Below are 15,244 nucleotides of genomic sequence, written 5' to 3' on the forward strand. Positions count from 1 at the left end.
GGTGGGGGGCGTCCCCGGTCCCGGGCACCCGGGGCGGAGGCCGAACGGCCGGCCGCCCCGGCGATGACCGACGTCACCACCGGAACGGCCGGCCAGCGCGAGCGGTTCAGGCGTCCGTGCGCAGGCGCATGGACGCCGGCCAGATGCCGTGCCGACCGGGGGCGAGGATGCCGTTGGGGTCGACCGCGTCCTTGATCTTCTCAACGAAGCGGCGGTAGGCGTGGTCGTTGAAGGCGAACTGGTCGGACGCGAGGTCCATGAAGTCGAGGTGTGCCCGGTACTCACCCATGCCGCGCTTGCCCGCTTCCCGGACCATGAGCTTGCAGGCGTCGTACGCCCGTCGGGTCTGGGCCTCGTCCGACGCATCGAAGATCATCATGACGACGTTGACCATGGAACGAGCGCTGACGTTGAACATGGCCACCTGGTAGTCCAGGCCGGCCTCGCGCTCGATGAGGTCGCGCAGGAAGCGGTTGGCCTCCACGCCGTCCTCGCTGGTGAGCGCGACAACGGGGGAGAAGGAGATGTGCCCGCCGTTGTCGCTGCCGCCGTACCAGCCCACGACGTTGTAGATGTCCATGTTCGGCACGCCGCCGACGATGCGCTCGGCGTAGTGCTTCCGGTCCGCGACGTCGGCGAACTCGATGAGCTCACCGGTCACCTCGACCCCGGGGATCTGCTCGAAGGCGGCCTTCACCTTCGCGAAGTTGTACTCCACCACCACCCGGTCGCCCCACAGCGAGCCGCGGCCGGACCAGCGCCCGATCCCCGTCTCCTCGGCGATGCGGTCGATCGTCGCGTCGTCCAGCGGTGCCCCGGAGTCGGTCCACTCGCTGCGGCGGGTCAGCACCGACGCCAGGAGCAGGGTGTTGCGGATGGAGGGGATGCCCTGGATCGTGCCGTCGAGGCGCAGCCGCCGGAGGGTGTCCAGCAGCGGGCCGAGGGCCTCCTCGCGGTCCGCCTTCACGAACCACGGGTGCATCACCTGCGGCTTCGGGTGGAGCCAGACGCCCATCCGGGTCACGATGCCGTAGTTCGACTGGATGAACAGCGGGTCGAGGACCGGCCCGAGACCACGCTTGTAGAGGTGCCAGGTCTTGTTGTCCTCCATCGCCCCCATGCCGGTCCGCAGCAGCGAACCATCGGCGAGGACGACCTCCATCCCGCACGGCGCACCGAAGTCCTGACCCTGCGGCCCGTACGTGATGCCGTTGTCCATGGAGTTGCCGACCACGCTGCCCCAGCCGAGGTCCGCGATCGAGGCGAACAGCTGGTGGCCCCCTGCGTCGAGGGCGTCGTAGAGGTCGAACCACCGGACGCCGGGCTCGACGACCGCGTAGGCCAGGTCCTCGTTGATCTCCAAGACCTTGTTCATCTCGCGCAGGCTGATCACGGCCGAGCCGCGGACGCGCGGAGCAGGACCCCCGTATCCGTTGTTGCGGCCCTGGCTGTGCGTGTAGAGGGGGATGCGGTGCTCGTTGGCCGCCCGGACCACCGCCTGCACCTCCTCGGTGCTCGTCGGCAGGACGGCGACCGAAGCCGTGTAGTCGTCCCAGTCGGCGTAGGCGTAGGGGTCGCGGTACTCCCGCAGTTCCGCCTCGCCGGTGAGCACCCGCTCGGGCGGGAGCACGTCGGCGAGCTGGGCGAGGAAACGGTCGAACTGCTCAGGCTCGACGCCCGGCGGCAGGTGGCGGGCCGGCGTGGCGCCCTGAGGGGCGAGATCGGTCGACATCGGTGTTCTCCTGGGAGCGGGGCAGCAGCGTCGCCGTCGACGACCATGAACCCGTCGTCGGCCAAGTGGTGCGCTCACCGAGCGCAAGTGCGCTCACCGTACGGCGGCTCCTGGTGTCGGTCAACGCCGGCGGCCACACCGACGGCGACTCCGGTGGAGGACTCAGCCGCGGGCAGCGGCGGCCGCGGCGAACGCATCCGCGATCGCCTGGTGCCGACCGGCCACCATCGGCCAGCCTTCCGGGTGGGTGACGATGTAGAGATCGCCTGCAGCGACGCCGTCGATCACGATGCGGCCCACGTCGTCGGGTTCGAGCCACGTCATCCCGAGGTCGGGACCCGCCGCGAGGTCGACATCGGCCAGCGCTCCGCCGGTCGCGTCCCCCGGGCGGTTGCGCGTGCTGTTGGAGATCGCGGTCCGGACGGTCCCCGGCACCAGCACCGAGGCGCCGACCGCGGAGCCCTCGGCTGCCAGTTCCATCGCCAGGGTCTCGGTGAGGGCGACGATCCCGTACTTGGAGACGTTGTAGGCGCCCAGGCCGGGCCCGGGCACGAGGCCGCCGATCGAGGCGGTGTTCACGATGTGCCCGCCCTCCGCGTTCGCCTTCAGCAGGGGCAGGAACACGTGGACGCCGTGGATGACGCCCCACAGGTTGACCTGGAGCATCCACTGCCAGTCGGACAACTGCAGGTCCGCGATGGGCGCCATCGGCCCGACCCCCGCGTTGTTCACGACGACGTGGACGGCGCCGTGCTCGGCGATGATCGCGTCGGCCAGCGCCTGCACGCTGGCCGGGTCGCGGACGTCGGTCCGCACGCCCAGCGCACCGATCTCGGATGCCGCACGCTGGAGGGCGGCCTCCTCGATGTCGGCGATCACCACCTGCATCCCGGCGGCGCGGAACTGCCGGGCGATCCCCAGCCCGATGCCGGAGGCGCCCCCGGTCACGACCGCGACCTTCTCCTCGAGGTCCCTCATGCCGCTCAACGGTCGTCTCCTGTCTGAGAGGTCGAACAGTCGCCTGACCACTGTTCGGTCAGCGCTCGATTGTTCGCTGAACGTAGGAGTCGCCACTCCGGCCCGTCAACCGGGGTCTGCCAGCCCCACCTCGCCGGCCCGTCCACGTGTCCTGCGTCACTTCCCGCCAGCGACTTGTCCAATTCCGCCACCGGGCCGGCGCAGGCGCGACGGCGGGAGAGAGTCGTCCCGCAGTCCGGTCCCGCCCTCGCGTGACCGATCCGAGGAAGTGGGAGGTGCGGTCGTGCAGCAGCCGCAGGTGATCGTCGTGGGAGCGGGGCCGATCGGCCTCGTCACGGCGCTGGGACTGGCCCGGCGCGGTGTCGCCGTCACGGTGCTCGAGCGGGAACAGGCCATCGTCCGCTCGCCGCGCGCGATGGTCTACCACAACGGCGTCCTCCCTGGCCTCGCCGAGCTCGGCCTCCTCGACGACGTCGAGGCGGCCGGGGTCCGGGTGGCCGACCTGGCCTTCTGGGACTACGCGAACCAGGAGGCGATCCGGTTCGACCTGGGGAACTTCGAGGGGCACGAGCCGTTCGCCTACAACGTGCACCTCGGCCAGGACCGGCTGGCCGACATCGCGCTGGACCACCTGGGCCGGCACGCGGACTCCCGGGTGGTGTTCGGCGCGCTGGTGACCGGGTTCACCCAGAACGACACCGGCATCGAGGTCACCGCATTCGTCGAGGGCCGTCTGACGACGTACCGGGCCGACTACGTCATCGGCACCGAGGGGGCCGCGAGCCCGATGCGGACGATGGCGGGCCTGGGCTTCGAGGGGACGACGTGGCCGGAGCGGTTCATCGCCGTGAACGTGCGCTACGACTTCGCCAGCCTCGGGTACGCCGGCTCGAACATGGTGGTCGACCCCGTGATGGGCGGCATCATCGCCAGGATCGACACGGACGACCTGTGGCGGATCACCTTCCACGAGGACAGTGGCCTGCCGGCCGAGACCGTCCCCGCCCGGATCGCAGAGTTCTTCGCGAAGCTGCTGCCGGCCGGCGCCGACTACGAGATGGTCCAGTACTCGCCGTACACGATGCACCAACGGGCCGCCCGCAGCTTCCGTCACGGGCGGCTGCTCCTCGCCGGGGACGCCGCCCACATCACCAACCCGATCGGCGGCCTGGGGCTGACGAGCGGGTTGTTCGACTCGTACGTGCTGTCCGAGGCCCTGGCCGCGGTGCTTGCCGGGACCGTCGAGGACACGGTGCTCGACGAGTACGCCGCCCAGCGGCGACAGGTGTTCCTCGACTACGCATCCCCCCGCGCGAGCGACTTCAAGACCCTGGTCTTCAACTCCACGGACAGGGACCGGCTGGACCAGACGCTGGGGACGCTGCGCGCAGCGGCAGCCGACCCGGCGATCGCCCTGCAGGCGCTCCGGGTCAGCCAGCCGTGCCAGACGCCCTCGCTGGTCGACCGGCCCGCCGCGGCGACCAGCGGGCGATGAGATGACCCGGCCCGTGCCAGTAACAGAGACGAGAGGCGACCGATCATGACCCCGCCCCAGCGCACGGTGACGCGCGACGGCTTCTGGATCCCGGGGGAGCCCCGTCAGACGCCGATGGGCACGGCCAGCTTCGGGCCGATGTACGTCGAGCGGCTCGCGCCCGATACGACGACCCAGCCCTACCCGGTCCTCCTCGTCCACGGTGGGGGCGGTCAGGCCACCGACTACCTGGCCACGCCGGACGGCCGCCCGGGGTGGGCCCAGCAGCTGGTGGAGGAGGGGTTCACCGTCTACGTGGTGGACCGGCCCGGTCACGGTCGCTCGCCGCATGACCCGGCGGTGTTCGGTCCCACGATCCCCGCACTGACGGCGGAGATGTTCTTGTCGATCTTCGCCCCGGATGCCCACGCGGACACGCACACCCAGTGGCCGGTCGGCCGCACTCCGGACGACCCCGGGGTGCAGCAGGTCACCGCCTCCTTCGGCCCGATGCTGGCCGACTGGGCCATGATGCACGAGGTCGAGCAGCAGCGGCTGGCGACGCTGCTGGACCAGATCGGGCCGGCGATCGTCGTCTGCCACTCGGCCGGCGGCCCGGCCGGGTACCTGGCGGCGGACGCCCGTCCGGCCCTCGTGAAGGCACTGGTCGCGATCGAGACCGTCGGCCCGCCCTTCGCTCCCCACCCGTCGGGTGCCACGCTGTCGTGGGGACTGGCCAGCGCGCCGCTGACCTACGACCCGCCGGCCGCCGACCCCGCGGAGCTCCAGCTCGTGACCGAGGACGTGGCGGGGGGACCTCCGCGCACGCTGCAGGCCGAGCCGGCCCGCCGGCTCTCCTCCCTGGCGCAGGTGCCGATCGGTGTGGTGACGTCGCCGAACTCCGTTTTCCGCCAGTTCGACGACCACCTCCTCGCCTTCCTCCAGCAGGCCGGTTGTCAGGCCGACTCGGTGCGGCTGGAGGACCACGGTGTGCTGGGCAACGGGCACGGCATGATGCTCGAGCTCAACAACCGTGAGGTCCTCCAGGTCGTCCTCGACTGGCTCGAGAAGCGCGTGTCGTCATGACCGGCCGCTCCGCGGCACCGGTCGACGACGTCGCATCCGCCCACGTGTCGGAGTCCTGACGAGCCGGGCCGACTGCCAGCTCTCGTACAGCAGCCGAGCCAGGAGTGAGCAAGTGATGGAGACCTCGAACGCACCAGCGACGGAGCCGTCGCTGACGATCACCCACGACGGCCCTGGGGGCTGTCCGGTCCTGCACGGCTTCGAGCCCCTCGAGCCCGCGCAGATCGCCGACCCGACCGCCGTGACGGCGTTCTCCCGACGCGAGGTGCCGGTCTTCTTCAGCCCTGCGCTGGGGGCGTACATCGTCACCAGCTACGCGCACGCGGTGAAGGTCGTCACGGACTGGAAGGCGTTCGGCCGGGCCCCGTTCATCGACAGGGAGATGCCCGAGGAGCTCCGGGACGTGCTGCCCGAGGGGTTCGTGACCGCCGCCATCACGAACTGGAACGACCCGGCGAACCACACGCGGTTGCGCAAGCTGGCGCAGGTCCCGTTCGTCCGTCAGAACGCCCGGGACGCCGCGGAGCTGTGCCGCCGCGTCGCCGACGAGACCATCGAGGAGTTCCGGTCCGCCGGCGAGGCGGACCTCATCCCCGCGTTCGCCCGCAAGGTCCCGATGCGCTTGATCCTGGCGATCCTCGGCCTCGATCGGGCCCGTGAGCACGACCTCCACCGGTGGGTGGTCGGCGTCATGCGCATGATGGGCGACCCGACCGTCACCGACGCCGACATGGTCGCGATGGGCCGGGACCAGGCGGACTTCCGCCGCTTCACCCTGGACGCGATCGCGGAGCGGCGACGGAACCCGCGGGGCGAGGGGGACTTCCTCACCGACCTCATCACGGCGACGGGTGACGACGGCGAACCGAGCCTCTCCGACGACGAGATCTTCGCCGCCGTACTGCTGTCGATCATCGCGGGCGGCGACACCACCGTGAACCTCATCGCGCAACTGGTCACGCGGATGCTCGACCGCGACGGCGCACTCTGGCGCGAGGCGGACGCCGACCGCACGCTGATCGACGGCATGATCGAGGAAGAACTCCGGTACGACCACGTCGGGCGCCTCGTCTACCGAACGTGCAACGTGACGACCGAGATCGGTGGCGTCGCCATCCCGGCGGGCGCGGTCGTCGCAGTCCACCTGTGGTCCACCGGCCGCGACGAGGCCGTGTTCGAGTCCGCGGAGGTGTTCGACCCGCGCCGTCCGGACGTCGCCAGGCACCTCGGTTTCGGCCGGGGCGCCTACTCCTGCATGGGCTCGGCTCTGGCGAGGGTCGAGACCCGCCAGGCCATCGAGGCCCTGCTGGACGGGCTGCCGAACGCCCGGAAAAGGCCCGGCCACGAGGTCAGGCGCGTCTTCTCCACGGCGATCCAGAGTGTGCTCGACGGTCTCGTCGTCGCGTGGGACGTGGCCGAGCGGGCCGGTACGACGGCGTAGCGGGCTAGCTGGCCAGGAGGGCTGCAATGCACAACACACACGACGAGGTCGACCTGCGCCTCCAGGTCGGGCTGCGCCGGACCCTCGCCGAGGGCGTCGTCGTCCTCGACCTCCGGGAGCCGGACGGCGGGGAGCTGCCGGCATGGTCGCCGGGGGCGCACATCGACCTGCGGCTGCCCGGCGGTCTCACCCGCCAGTACTCACTGTGCGGCGACCCCGCCGACCGCTCGGTGTGGCGGATCGGCGTCCTGCGCGAGCCGGTGAGCCGCGGGGGCTCCGAGCACGTCCACCAGGCCCTGCACGAGGGGGCGACCGTCGAGGTCCGGGGACCCCGCAACCACTTCGAGCTGCTGCCGAGTCCGCGGTACCTGTTCATCGCCGGCGGCATCGGCATCACGCCCATCCTGCCCATGCTCACCGCTGCTGAGCGAGCCGGGGCGGTGTGGGAGCTGCACTACGGAGGGCGTAGCCGCCGCTCGATGGCCTTCCTCGACTCGCTCGAGGAGGCCACTGGCAACCAGGTGTCCCTGCACCCACAGGACGAGGTGGGGCTCATCGACCTCGAGAGCATCCTCGGCAGCCCCCGGCCGGACACGCTCGTCTACTGCTGCGGGCCCGAGCCGCTGCTGACCGCCGTCGAGCAGCACTGCTCTGCGTGGCCCACGGGAGCGCTCCACGTCGAGCGGTTCGCGCCGAAGGACGTCGGTGCGCCGGTGCTCGCTGGCGCGTTCGAGGTCGAGCTGGCGCGGTCGGGGATGACGCTGACCGTGCCGCCGGAGCGATCGATCCTCGACGTGGTCGAGGAGGCCGGTGTGGGCGTGCTCTCGTCCTGCCAGGAGGGGACGTGCGGCACCTGCGAGACCCCGGTCCTCGACGGCGCGGTCGACCACCGGGACTCGCTGCTGACCCCGGCCGAGCAGGCGGCCGACGACACCATGTTTATCTGCGTGTCCCGGGCGGCCGGCCCTCGGCTGGTCCTCGACCTCTGAGCTCCGGAGCCCGGCGGGACCACCGGACCGCTCCCGCCCGCGACGGGTCGGCCGGCGGCCCACTCGACACACCGCCGTGCCCTGTCCCGTCACCGTCCAGGTCAGACGGCCACACGAGCGGCGGCGTCCCGGTGACCCGGCGGGCCCCCGAGCGACAGCGCACGGGGAGGCATGGAGGCATGGGCGTCGTGGCCGCTGACGCCGGGGGACGGTCCGCGCCGTGGTCGAAGGCGGACCCGACGGGCCGCTCGGCGATCGGGCGTCCTCGGGGACTCCGTCGACCGGCCCGGCTGCGGTTGACGTCACAGCCCCGGCCGAGCTAGCTTTTGGTCGCTGAACGCACATCGGTGCTCTCTGCGTACGCGTTTGGCCTTGCCGTGATGGTTCGAGTCCCAGCCAACGGAGGCGGTCTTGTCCTGTTCGTCGCCCGCACGCAACGAAGGGGCCGGCCAGCTCCGGTACCTCACCGTCGGGGTCGCCCGCCTGGACGAGGGGCAGACCCATGACCGCGGTTGAGGCGCTGCCCGGGGACCGCCTGGCAGCTCGCCGGGCACCGCGGGCGTCGTTCACCACCCTCGGTGTGCCCGCGTCGCGTCGCCTGGAGTTGTGGGAGGAACACAACGCGCGCGCTCTCGTGGCGATGACCTGCCGGACGTTCACGGACGAGGGCCTCGAGGCCAGTGAGTGGAACGTGCAGACGCGTGGCCTGCGGCTGGCGCGGATCACGGCGGGAGCCCACGTGGTCGAGCGGACGCTGCGGGAGATCCGGCGCCGCCCGGCAGGAGCGATGCTGCTCACCGTGGTGGTGTCGGGGGAGATCTGCATCTACGACGGCAACGGCGTGGTCACGCTGCGGCCGGAGCAGGCAGTCCTCACCGACACCGACGTCCCGTCCATGCGCGGGTACTCGAAGGGCGAGCAACTGCTGCTGACGATCCCGAAACCCCTCTACCGGGACGTCGTGCACGCCGGGGTGCCACCGGCGCGCCGGGTCTTCGACCTCTCCGTGCGCGCGAGCGGTCATGCCGCCGGTTCCGCTCTCGTGCGGTTGATGCAGGAGGCGCTGCACAGGACGAACCCCACGGACCTCCGCGGCCTCGAGGACGACGCCCTCCGTCTCCTCGGCCGAATGGTCATCGGGCCGCGCGCCGGCGACCCGGAGTCTCAGTTCGAGGCAGCAGGCATCTTCATCCGTCAGCACCTGGCGGACCCGACGTTGTCGGCGAGCCGGGTCGCCGCCGCCCTGGGGGTCAGCGAACGGCAGATCTCGCGCATCTTCAGCCGGCACGGGGGAGTGGCTCGCTGGATCACCGACGAGCGTCTCGAGCGGGCCCAGGCCAGCCTGACCTCCCCGGGCCGGCGCTCCGTGGGCCAGGTCGCCCGGGAGTGTGGCTTCGGCTCGCAGTCGTACTTCGCGCGCGTCTTCAAGCAGCGCTTCGGCGTCTCGCCGCGGGACGTGCTCGACGGCGGCGCGTGCGACGGCTGGGAGCGCGCGGCGGGATGAGGGCGCGGCTCGGGCCGGCGACCGCGGATCTGGGGTCAGGGGTCAGGGTAACCGGGGGGAGCGGCGGGTCACTGCGCGCCCGAGGGCTTGCGCCCCGCCAGCGGCTCGCCGGTCTCCATCGCGCGCAGGCGGGCTCGAAGCGCTGCGAGGCTCTCCTCCGGGTGGGTGAGGATGAAGAACCGGTCGTGCAGGATCGCCTCGACGACCTGGTCCGCGGTGACCGAGGGGTCCAGCGCGTTGTCCTCCATCGCGCCACGGATCATGTCCAGGACCCTGCGTCGCTCAGGGGACTCGGAGATGGTGGTCCCCTCCGGCCGGTTCCGCTCGGCGTCGGGCATGCGCGACTTCGTCATGCCGGGCACCAGGAGCGACACCCCGATCGGCTCGCCGGCGCTGCGCAGCTCGATCGCCAGGTTCTCCGACAGGGAGAGGATGGCGAACTTCGAGACCGAGTACGGCCCGAACGTCGGGAGGCCGGTGGCGAACGCCGATGTCGAGGCGGTGTTGACGATGTGCCCCTCGCCCTGCTCCCGCAGCAGCGGCAGGAACGTGCGGCAGCCGTAGAGAACCCCCCAGAAGTTGACCCGCAGCACCCATTCCCAGGTCGCGAGCGGGATGTCCAGGAACGGTGCGCCGCTCTCGACCCCGGCGTTGTTGCAGACGACGTGGACGCCGCCGAAGCGGTCGAGGGTGGCCTGGGCCAGCGCCTCGACGTCCTCGAGTCGGGAGACGTCGGTCCGCACGCCGTGCACCTGCGCGCCGTCCGCGCCCAGGGCGGCGACCGCCTCCTGCAGCGGCTGCTCCTCGATGTCGGCGATCACGACCTTCATCCCCTCGGCGGTGAACCGCTGGGCGAGCGCGAAGCCGATGCCGCTGGCGCCGCCGGTGACGACCGCCACGCGGTTCCGGAGTTCCTTGATCACACCGTTCCTCCTGGTGTCCGGGTCAGCTGCGCGAGAGCGCGACCGTGCGCCGTGCGGCTCGGGCCACGGCCTCGTCGACCATGCGACCGTCCTGGTCGACGTACGCCCCGGAGCCGGCGGCGATCGCCGCGTCGTACGCCGTGAGCAGCGCGGTCGCCCGGGCGACCGCCTCGGGGCTCGGGGTGAAGACCGCGTGGACGGTCGGCAGCTGCGCCGGGTGGATGCAGGCCCGGCCGACGAAGCCCTGACGCGCCGCTCGTTCGGTGGACGCGGCGAAGACCTCCTCGTTCCGCACCACCGTCGACACCGGGGCGACCGGGGGGTGGATGCCGGCCTCGCTGCTCGCGAAGACGACCCAGGACCGTGCCCAGGCCGTCTCGGCCTCGTCCGCCCCGGGCCGGGTGCCGGTGGACGCGCAGAGGTCGTACTCGCCCAGATGGAGCCGGCGGACGCGCGGGAGCGCTGCGATGACGCGAGCGTCCAGCACGGCGCCGGGTGTCTCGAGCAGCGGGCTCAGCCGCCAGTTCAGGCGGCGCCGGTCCAGCTCGGTGGCGAGGGTCTGCAGGTCGGCCACGGTCGCCTTGGCCGGCACCAGCCCGGTCACCCCGGCCGCGCCGGCCAGGGCGTCGAGGTCGGTGAGCCCCTCCGCGCCGGCGTTGACCCGGATCCACAGCTCACGGCTGGTGCCCGCACGCTCGGCTGCGGTCGCGGCCAGCCACTCGGCGACGTCCAGCCGTGCTGACGGCTTCGCGGCCACGGGTACCGCGTCCTCGAGGTCGACGATGACGGCGTCCGCGTCGCTGGCCCAGGCCTTGCCGAGCCGTGTGCCGGCGTTGCCGGGCACGTAGAGGTGGGACCGGGGGAGCGGGGCGTTCACTCGGCCCCGTGCCCGGTCACGGTGTCCCCGGCCGCGGGAAAGGGGCCGACGAGCAGGCGCGTCCCGCCGTGCGAGGTCTGGCCGCCGTCGACGACGATCTCCGCGCCGGTGATCCAGCTGGCGTCGTCACTGAGCAGGAAGGCCACCAGGGGTGCGACGTCGGTGACCTCGCCGACCCGCCCGAGCGGGATCTGCGCCAGTGAGGCGAGCCGGAAGCTCTCCGGGTTCTGCCGCACCAACGGAGTGTCGATGTAGCCGGGGAAGACGGTGTTCACGCGCACCGCGCGGTCGCCCAGCTCGTTCGCGGCCAGTGCGGAGAGGCCGCGGAGCCCCCACTTGCTGACGGTGTACGCCGTCGTGCGCATGCCGGTCAGGCCGGCGACCGAGCTGACGTTGACCACCGAGCCACCGTCGGTCATCAGTGGCACGAGGGCCTGCATGGCCAGCAACGGCGCGGTCAGGTTGACGGCCAGGGCCCGGTCCCACTGGTCGGCCGAGACCTCGAGCAGCCGCTGGCGCGCACCGATGGCGGCGTTGTTCACCAGCCCGTGCACGCGGCCGTGGGTCTCCGCGAGGCTGCCGGCGAGCTCGGCCCAGGTGTGCGGGTCGCTGACGTCGGCCTCCCGGCAGAGCGCCGCGACCGACCTGGCCTCGTCCCCGAGTTCCAGGTCGACCGCGATCGGCACGCCGCCCTCCGCAGCGACCTTGTGCAGCTCCGCCAGCCCCTGGCCCCGGCCGGCGCCGGTGATGACGACGACCTTGTCCTGCAGGGTGGCCACGGCGCGTCCCCCTCAGACCGTCGCGACCGGCTGCACCAGCGGTGCCGTCTCCAGCTGCTTGGTGAACATGAAGTTGGTGCGCTGGGCGTCCTCGTCGGCGGCCATCGCCCGCAACTTCGACAGCTCGGCTTCCAGCCGGACGGGGTCGCTGGTGTGGTAGAGGAGCTGCTTGTTGGCGCTGGCGCGCGGTGAGGCGATCTCCAGGAAGGTGCGCCGACGCTCCTCGGCATAGCGGTCGAGCACCGACTCGTCCGCGGTCCCCTTGACGACCGCGGCGAGGGCGTCGTAGAGGACGAAGGTGTCGAAGAGCCCCGAGGTCAGGCCCAGACCGCCGGTCGGGTTGGTGGCGTGGGCGGCGTCCCCGGCGAGCAGGACCCGTCCCGCGCGCATGCTGGAGGCGGCGCGCTGGTGCATGCGGTAGGGGCGGTAGGCGTCGAGCTCGTAACCCTCGTCGCCCGGCAGCAGCTTCTCGTACCACTGGGGGATGCGGTCGCCCATCTGGTCCTCGGGCGTGTCCGGGTGCTCGGCATAGGTGACCCGCCACAGACCGGTGTTGTCGATCTTGGCGATGATCGCGCCGTAGGTCGGGTCGATCTGCAGCGTGGACCGCGCGTAGCCGTGCGCCTCGAAGTCGTAGCGGACGTTGGTGGCGACGAAGACCTCCGGCCAGGTCATCCCCTCGAACGCCAGCCCCTGGGACTTGCGCACCGTGCTGCTGGCACCGTCGGCTCCGACCAGGTAGGAGGCGCGGAGCTGGTCGGTGCCCTGGGCGCCCTCGGTGGTGACCGTGACGCCGTCGTCGTCCTGGGTGATGCCGGTGACCCTCGTGCCGAACCTGACGGAGGCGTTGTCGAACCTGCCGAGCTCCTGCAGCGCGATGTCGGCGAGCTTGTGCTGGCCCATGTGCAGGTTGTAGGGGTGCGGGACGAGCCCCTCGAGCACGCCGACGCTCAGGTCGATCTTCTCGCCGGTCGCGTAGACGTACCAGGAGTAGTCCTGCTTGGTGAACCCGACCCGCTTGGCGGCCTCCAGCAGGCCCAGCCGCTCGATGCCCTCCAGGACCGACCAGTGGTAGACCATCGCCCGCGGCGCCTGGCCGATGGCCGGCTCGGCGTCGAGCAGCGTGACGCTCAGCCCGGTCCGGGCCAGGCCCAGGGCGTTGAGGACGCCGACCGGACCGGCGCCCACGATGACGACGTCGCTGTGCTGCACGGGGGAACTCACTTTCGCTCGGTCGCCGAGGCGAGGACGTCGAGGTAGGAGACGTCGCCCAGCCCGGCCAGCTGGAGCGTCGACCGCTCGAGGGTCGCCACGTGCTCGGACGGGAGGCCGTACCCGGCGTTCGTGCGGAACTTCGTCAGGACGTCGTCGGTGCTCAAGGGGTTCTCCGCACCGCCTCGCTGGTAGCGGAACTCGTGCTCGAGGACCCGGCCGTTGACCGTCTCGATGCGGACGCCCCCGCTGAAGGAGTCGGGTTTCACGCTGTACTGCCGCAGTTCATAGCCGATCCGCGGCGTGAGCGCGGCCACCTCCGGGTCGGCGATGGCGTCCTCCGTGAAGGAGCCGACGTCGAGCCTGCCGGTGACCAGGCGGGTGGCCAGGCAGTAGGGCAGGCTGAACTTGGCGTCGTAGGCCGTGCGGGGGTGCACCTTGTCGGCGACGGGCTCGCTGACCAGCGCGACTCCGGTCTCGGTGGTGAACCCCACGATCGACGTGACCTCGTCTGCTCGCAGGGGGTTCGCAGCGAGCACCTCGGCCAGCGCGTCGACCGCGGCGTGGGTGTAGTGACAGGCCGGGTAGGGCTTGTAGGCGATCTCGTCGGTGACCCAGTGGTTGCCCAGGTCGCCCACCTGGTTGCCCAGGTCGCTGTCCGCACCGTGCACGTAGGTGGCGTAGTAGCCGCGCGCGCCCTCGAAGACGGTCGCGGGTCCGGTCGCCCCGTGTGCCGCGAGCGCCGCGGCCGTCAGTCCGGAGCGCGCCGCCCAGCCCGCGTGCAGCCGCTTGGTCTCGGACCCGTCGGAGAGGAACTCCAGCAGCCCCGATGCCATGCTCCCGGCGATCCCGAGCGCATTGGCCGTCTGGACGGCGTCCAGGCCACGGGCGCGAGATGCCGCTGCGGTGGCCCCGAAGACGCCGCACACCCCGGTCGGGTGGAAGCCGCGGGCGTGGAACGTGCCGCCCGCCGCGTTGCCGACACGGATCGAGACCTCGTTGCCGGCGACGATCGCAGCCAGCAGGTCGGCACCGGTCGCGCCAGCCACGCGCGCGGCGACGATGGCGGCCGGGACGACGCCGGCGCTGACGTGCACCACCGAGTTGGGGTGGGTGTCGTCGAAGTCCAGCGCGTGGCACAGCGTGCCGGTGACGAACGCGGCGTCGGCCGGAGTGAGGTCCGTGGCACCGATCGCGGTGGCCGTGCCGTGTCCGCCGATCTCGCGCACGGCGCCCAGGGTGTACGACGCCTCCCCGAAGGCGTACGCCGCGACGCCGCAGCCGAGGGCGTCCAGCGCGTGCAGCTGCGCGTGCTGCACGGTGGCCTCGGGGATTTGCTCGATCTTCAGCTGTGCGACGAAGTCGCTGAGTCGCTCGGATTGCGTGCCCACACCGGCTCCGTTCGCTAGCCGCCCAGTTGTGCTGTCAACGTATACCGGGCGCCGGGGCGTTGCAACGGTCGCAGCAGGACCCTGGGCGGCCGTGGGTTCATGGCCCGTCGCCGACCCCCTACGGATGCACCTCCGGTGCGACAGGAGGCGCCCGCTCGACGCGGGAGCAGCGCGCTTCGCGGACCCTTGACCGAGTGGTGTCGAGCACATAACGTGCGCTCAGCGAAGAGTTGTTCCGTGAGCGACCAAAGCGCGCGGGCATCGTGACCGCCCGCAGCGGCCGGGGTCCCCGTCCACAGTGGTGCCGGGGACGTCTCGGGTGCATGCCGTCGGTTCCTGGCCGGATTCGGCTCGTCGAGCGTCGTCGCACCACCCGGACGAGACCACGAGTGAGGAGTACGTCAGTGATGGCCGGTGGCAACGAGGAGACGGTCCGCGCCTTGATCGCGGCCCTCAACCGGAAGGACTGGGACCGCTTCGGCGAGCTGCTGCACCCCGACCTGACCTACGAGCTGCAGAGCTACCACCTGCCCGGTGCCGCCCCGATGGACAAGGCGACCACCCTGGCCGCGCTGCCGGGTCTGGTGGCCACGGTGTTCGACGCCGACAGCCCGCAGTTCGAGGTCACCCACGTGGTGGCCCAGGGCGACTGGGTCGTGGCCGAGGTGCGTGGCAGCGGCAGGTTCCACGAGGGGACGGAGTACGAGAACCGCTACGTGCACGTGTACGAGGTCGTCGACGGGCTGGTCCGGACCGATCGCGAGTACATGGACACCCAGCACATGGCAATGCTGTTCGAACGCGTCATGCCGGCGTCCTGATGAGCCCGGACGACCGGCCGCAGCGACGTCCACCGAC

The 15,244-nt window shown here is 71.6% G+C and carries 13 protein-coding genes; 6 read left to right on the top strand and 7 right to left on the bottom strand.

The features are described from left to right. Positions 1-106: 106 nt before the first annotated feature. Positions 107-1,732, bottom strand: coding sequence for an FAD-binding oxidoreductase (locus ACWIX3_RS15585; RefSeq protein WP_446765962.1), 1,626 nt, complete (start codon positions 1,730-1,732; stop codon positions 107-109). Positions 1,733-1,894: 162 nt separating this feature from the next. Continuing rightward, positions 1,895-2,710: an SDR family NAD(P)-dependent oxidoreductase gene (locus ACWIX3_RS15590; protein ID WP_448612475.1), complete on the bottom strand. Its 816-nt coding sequence runs from the start codon at positions 2,708-2,710 to the stop codon at positions 1,895-1,897. Between the two features lie 283 nt (positions 2,711-2,993). Between ACWIX3_RS15590 and ACWIX3_RS15595 the strand changes: the two genes are divergently transcribed. The 5 genes from ACWIX3_RS15595 to ACWIX3_RS15615 all read left to right on the top strand — a co-directional run bounded on the left by ACWIX3_RS15595 (position 2,994) and on the right by ACWIX3_RS15615 (position 9,204). Beyond that, the gene (locus ACWIX3_RS15595) at positions 2,994-4,205 is read left to right on the top strand and encodes an FAD-dependent oxidoreductase (protein WP_448608258.1); all 1,212 of its coding nucleotides are present in this window, start codon (positions 2,994-2,996) and stop codon (positions 4,203-4,205) included. A 45-nt stretch (positions 4,206-4,250) separates the two neighbouring features. Next, positions 4,251-5,270, top strand: coding sequence for an alpha/beta fold hydrolase (locus tag ACWIX3_RS15600; RefSeq protein ID WP_448608259.1), 1,020 nt, complete (start codon positions 4,251-4,253; stop codon positions 5,268-5,270). Between the two features lie 115 nt (positions 5,271-5,385). Next, a complete protein-coding gene (locus ACWIX3_RS15605; protein ID WP_448608260.1) occupies positions 5,386-6,711 on the top strand; it encodes a cytochrome P450 in 1,326 nt (441 codons plus the stop codon). 26 nt (positions 6,712-6,737) lie between these two features. Beyond that, positions 6,738-7,700, top strand: coding sequence for a PDR/VanB family oxidoreductase (locus ACWIX3_RS15610; protein WP_448608261.1), 963 nt, complete (start codon positions 6,738-6,740; stop codon positions 7,698-7,700). A gap of 502 nt (positions 7,701-8,202) precedes the next feature. Beyond that, positions 8,203-9,204: a helix-turn-helix domain-containing protein gene (locus ACWIX3_RS15615; RefSeq protein ID WP_448608262.1), complete on the top strand. Its 1,002-nt coding sequence runs from the start codon at positions 8,203-8,205 to the stop codon at positions 9,202-9,204. Between the two features lie 68 nt (positions 9,205-9,272). On the opposite strand, the gene ACWIX3_RS15620 is transcribed toward ACWIX3_RS15615, so the two are convergent. Genes ACWIX3_RS15620 through ACWIX3_RS15640 form a run of 5 tightly spaced genes read right to left on the bottom strand, consistent with a single transcriptional unit; the run spans position 9,273 to position 14,386 of the window. Next, positions 9,273-10,127, bottom strand: coding sequence for an SDR family NAD(P)-dependent oxidoreductase (locus ACWIX3_RS15620; RefSeq protein ID WP_448608263.1), 855 nt, complete (start codon positions 10,125-10,127; stop codon positions 9,273-9,275). Positions 10,128-10,149: 22 nt separating this feature from the next. Continuing rightward, positions 10,150-11,004: an HpcH/HpaI aldolase/citrate lyase family protein gene (locus ACWIX3_RS15625; protein ID WP_448608264.1), complete on the bottom strand. Its 855-nt coding sequence runs from the start codon at positions 11,002-11,004 to the stop codon at positions 10,150-10,152. Next, positions 11,001-11,783 (bottom strand): SDR family NAD(P)-dependent oxidoreductase, encoded by a 783-nt coding sequence (locus tag ACWIX3_RS15630; protein ID WP_448608265.1) that lies wholly within the window; start codon positions 11,781-11,783, stop codon positions 11,001-11,003. The genes ACWIX3_RS15625 and ACWIX3_RS15630 overlap by 4 nt, the downstream gene beginning before the upstream one ends. Positions 11,784-11,795: 12 nt before the next feature. Continuing rightward, positions 11,796-13,007 (bottom strand): FAD-dependent oxidoreductase, encoded by a 1,212-nt coding sequence (locus tag ACWIX3_RS15635; protein WP_448608266.1) that lies wholly within the window; start codon positions 13,005-13,007, stop codon positions 11,796-11,798. Further along, positions 13,004-14,386: an MmgE/PrpD family protein gene (locus tag ACWIX3_RS15640; protein ID WP_448608267.1), complete on the bottom strand. Its 1,383-nt coding sequence runs from the start codon at positions 14,384-14,386 to the stop codon at positions 13,004-13,006. Before ACWIX3_RS15640 ends, ACWIX3_RS15635 begins: the two co-directional genes overlap by 4 nt. Before the next feature lie 407 nt (positions 14,387-14,793). Here ACWIX3_RS15640 and ACWIX3_RS15645 point away from each other — a divergent pair, with 407 nt between their 5' ends. Beyond that, positions 14,794-15,207, top strand: coding sequence for a nuclear transport factor 2 family protein (locus ACWIX3_RS15645; RefSeq protein ID WP_448608268.1), 414 nt, complete (start codon positions 14,794-14,796; stop codon positions 15,205-15,207). Positions 15,208-15,244 lie beyond the last annotated feature (37 nt).

The sequence above is a fragment of the Geodermatophilus sp. URMC 60 genome, from assembly GCF_053502585.1.

Coding starts and splice junctions, on each gene's coding strand:
- ACWIX3_RS15610 (WP_448608261.1), top strand. CDS start 6,738: ATGCACAACACACACGACGAGGTCGACCTGCGCCTCCAGGTCGGGCTG.
- ACWIX3_RS15585 (WP_446765962.1), bottom strand. CDS start 1,732: ATGTCGACCGATCTCGCCCCTCAGGGCGCCACGCCGGCCCGCCACCTG.
- ACWIX3_RS15615 (WP_448608262.1), top strand. CDS start 8,203: ATGACCGCGGTTGAGGCGCTGCCCGGGGACCGCCTGGCAGCTCGCCGG.
- ACWIX3_RS15600 (WP_448608259.1), top strand. CDS start 4,251: ATGACCCCGCCCCAGCGCACGGTGACGCGCGACGGCTTCTGGATCCCG.
- ACWIX3_RS15645 (WP_448608268.1), top strand. CDS start 14,794: ATGGCCGGTGGCAACGAGGAGACGGTCCGCGCCTTGATCGCGGCCCTC.
- ACWIX3_RS15590 (WP_448612475.1), bottom strand. CDS start 2,710: ATGAGGGACCTCGAGGAGAAGGTCGCGGTCGTGACCGGGGGCGCCTCC.
- ACWIX3_RS15605 (WP_448608260.1), top strand. CDS start 5,386: ATGGAGACCTCGAACGCACCAGCGACGGAGCCGTCGCTGACGATCACC.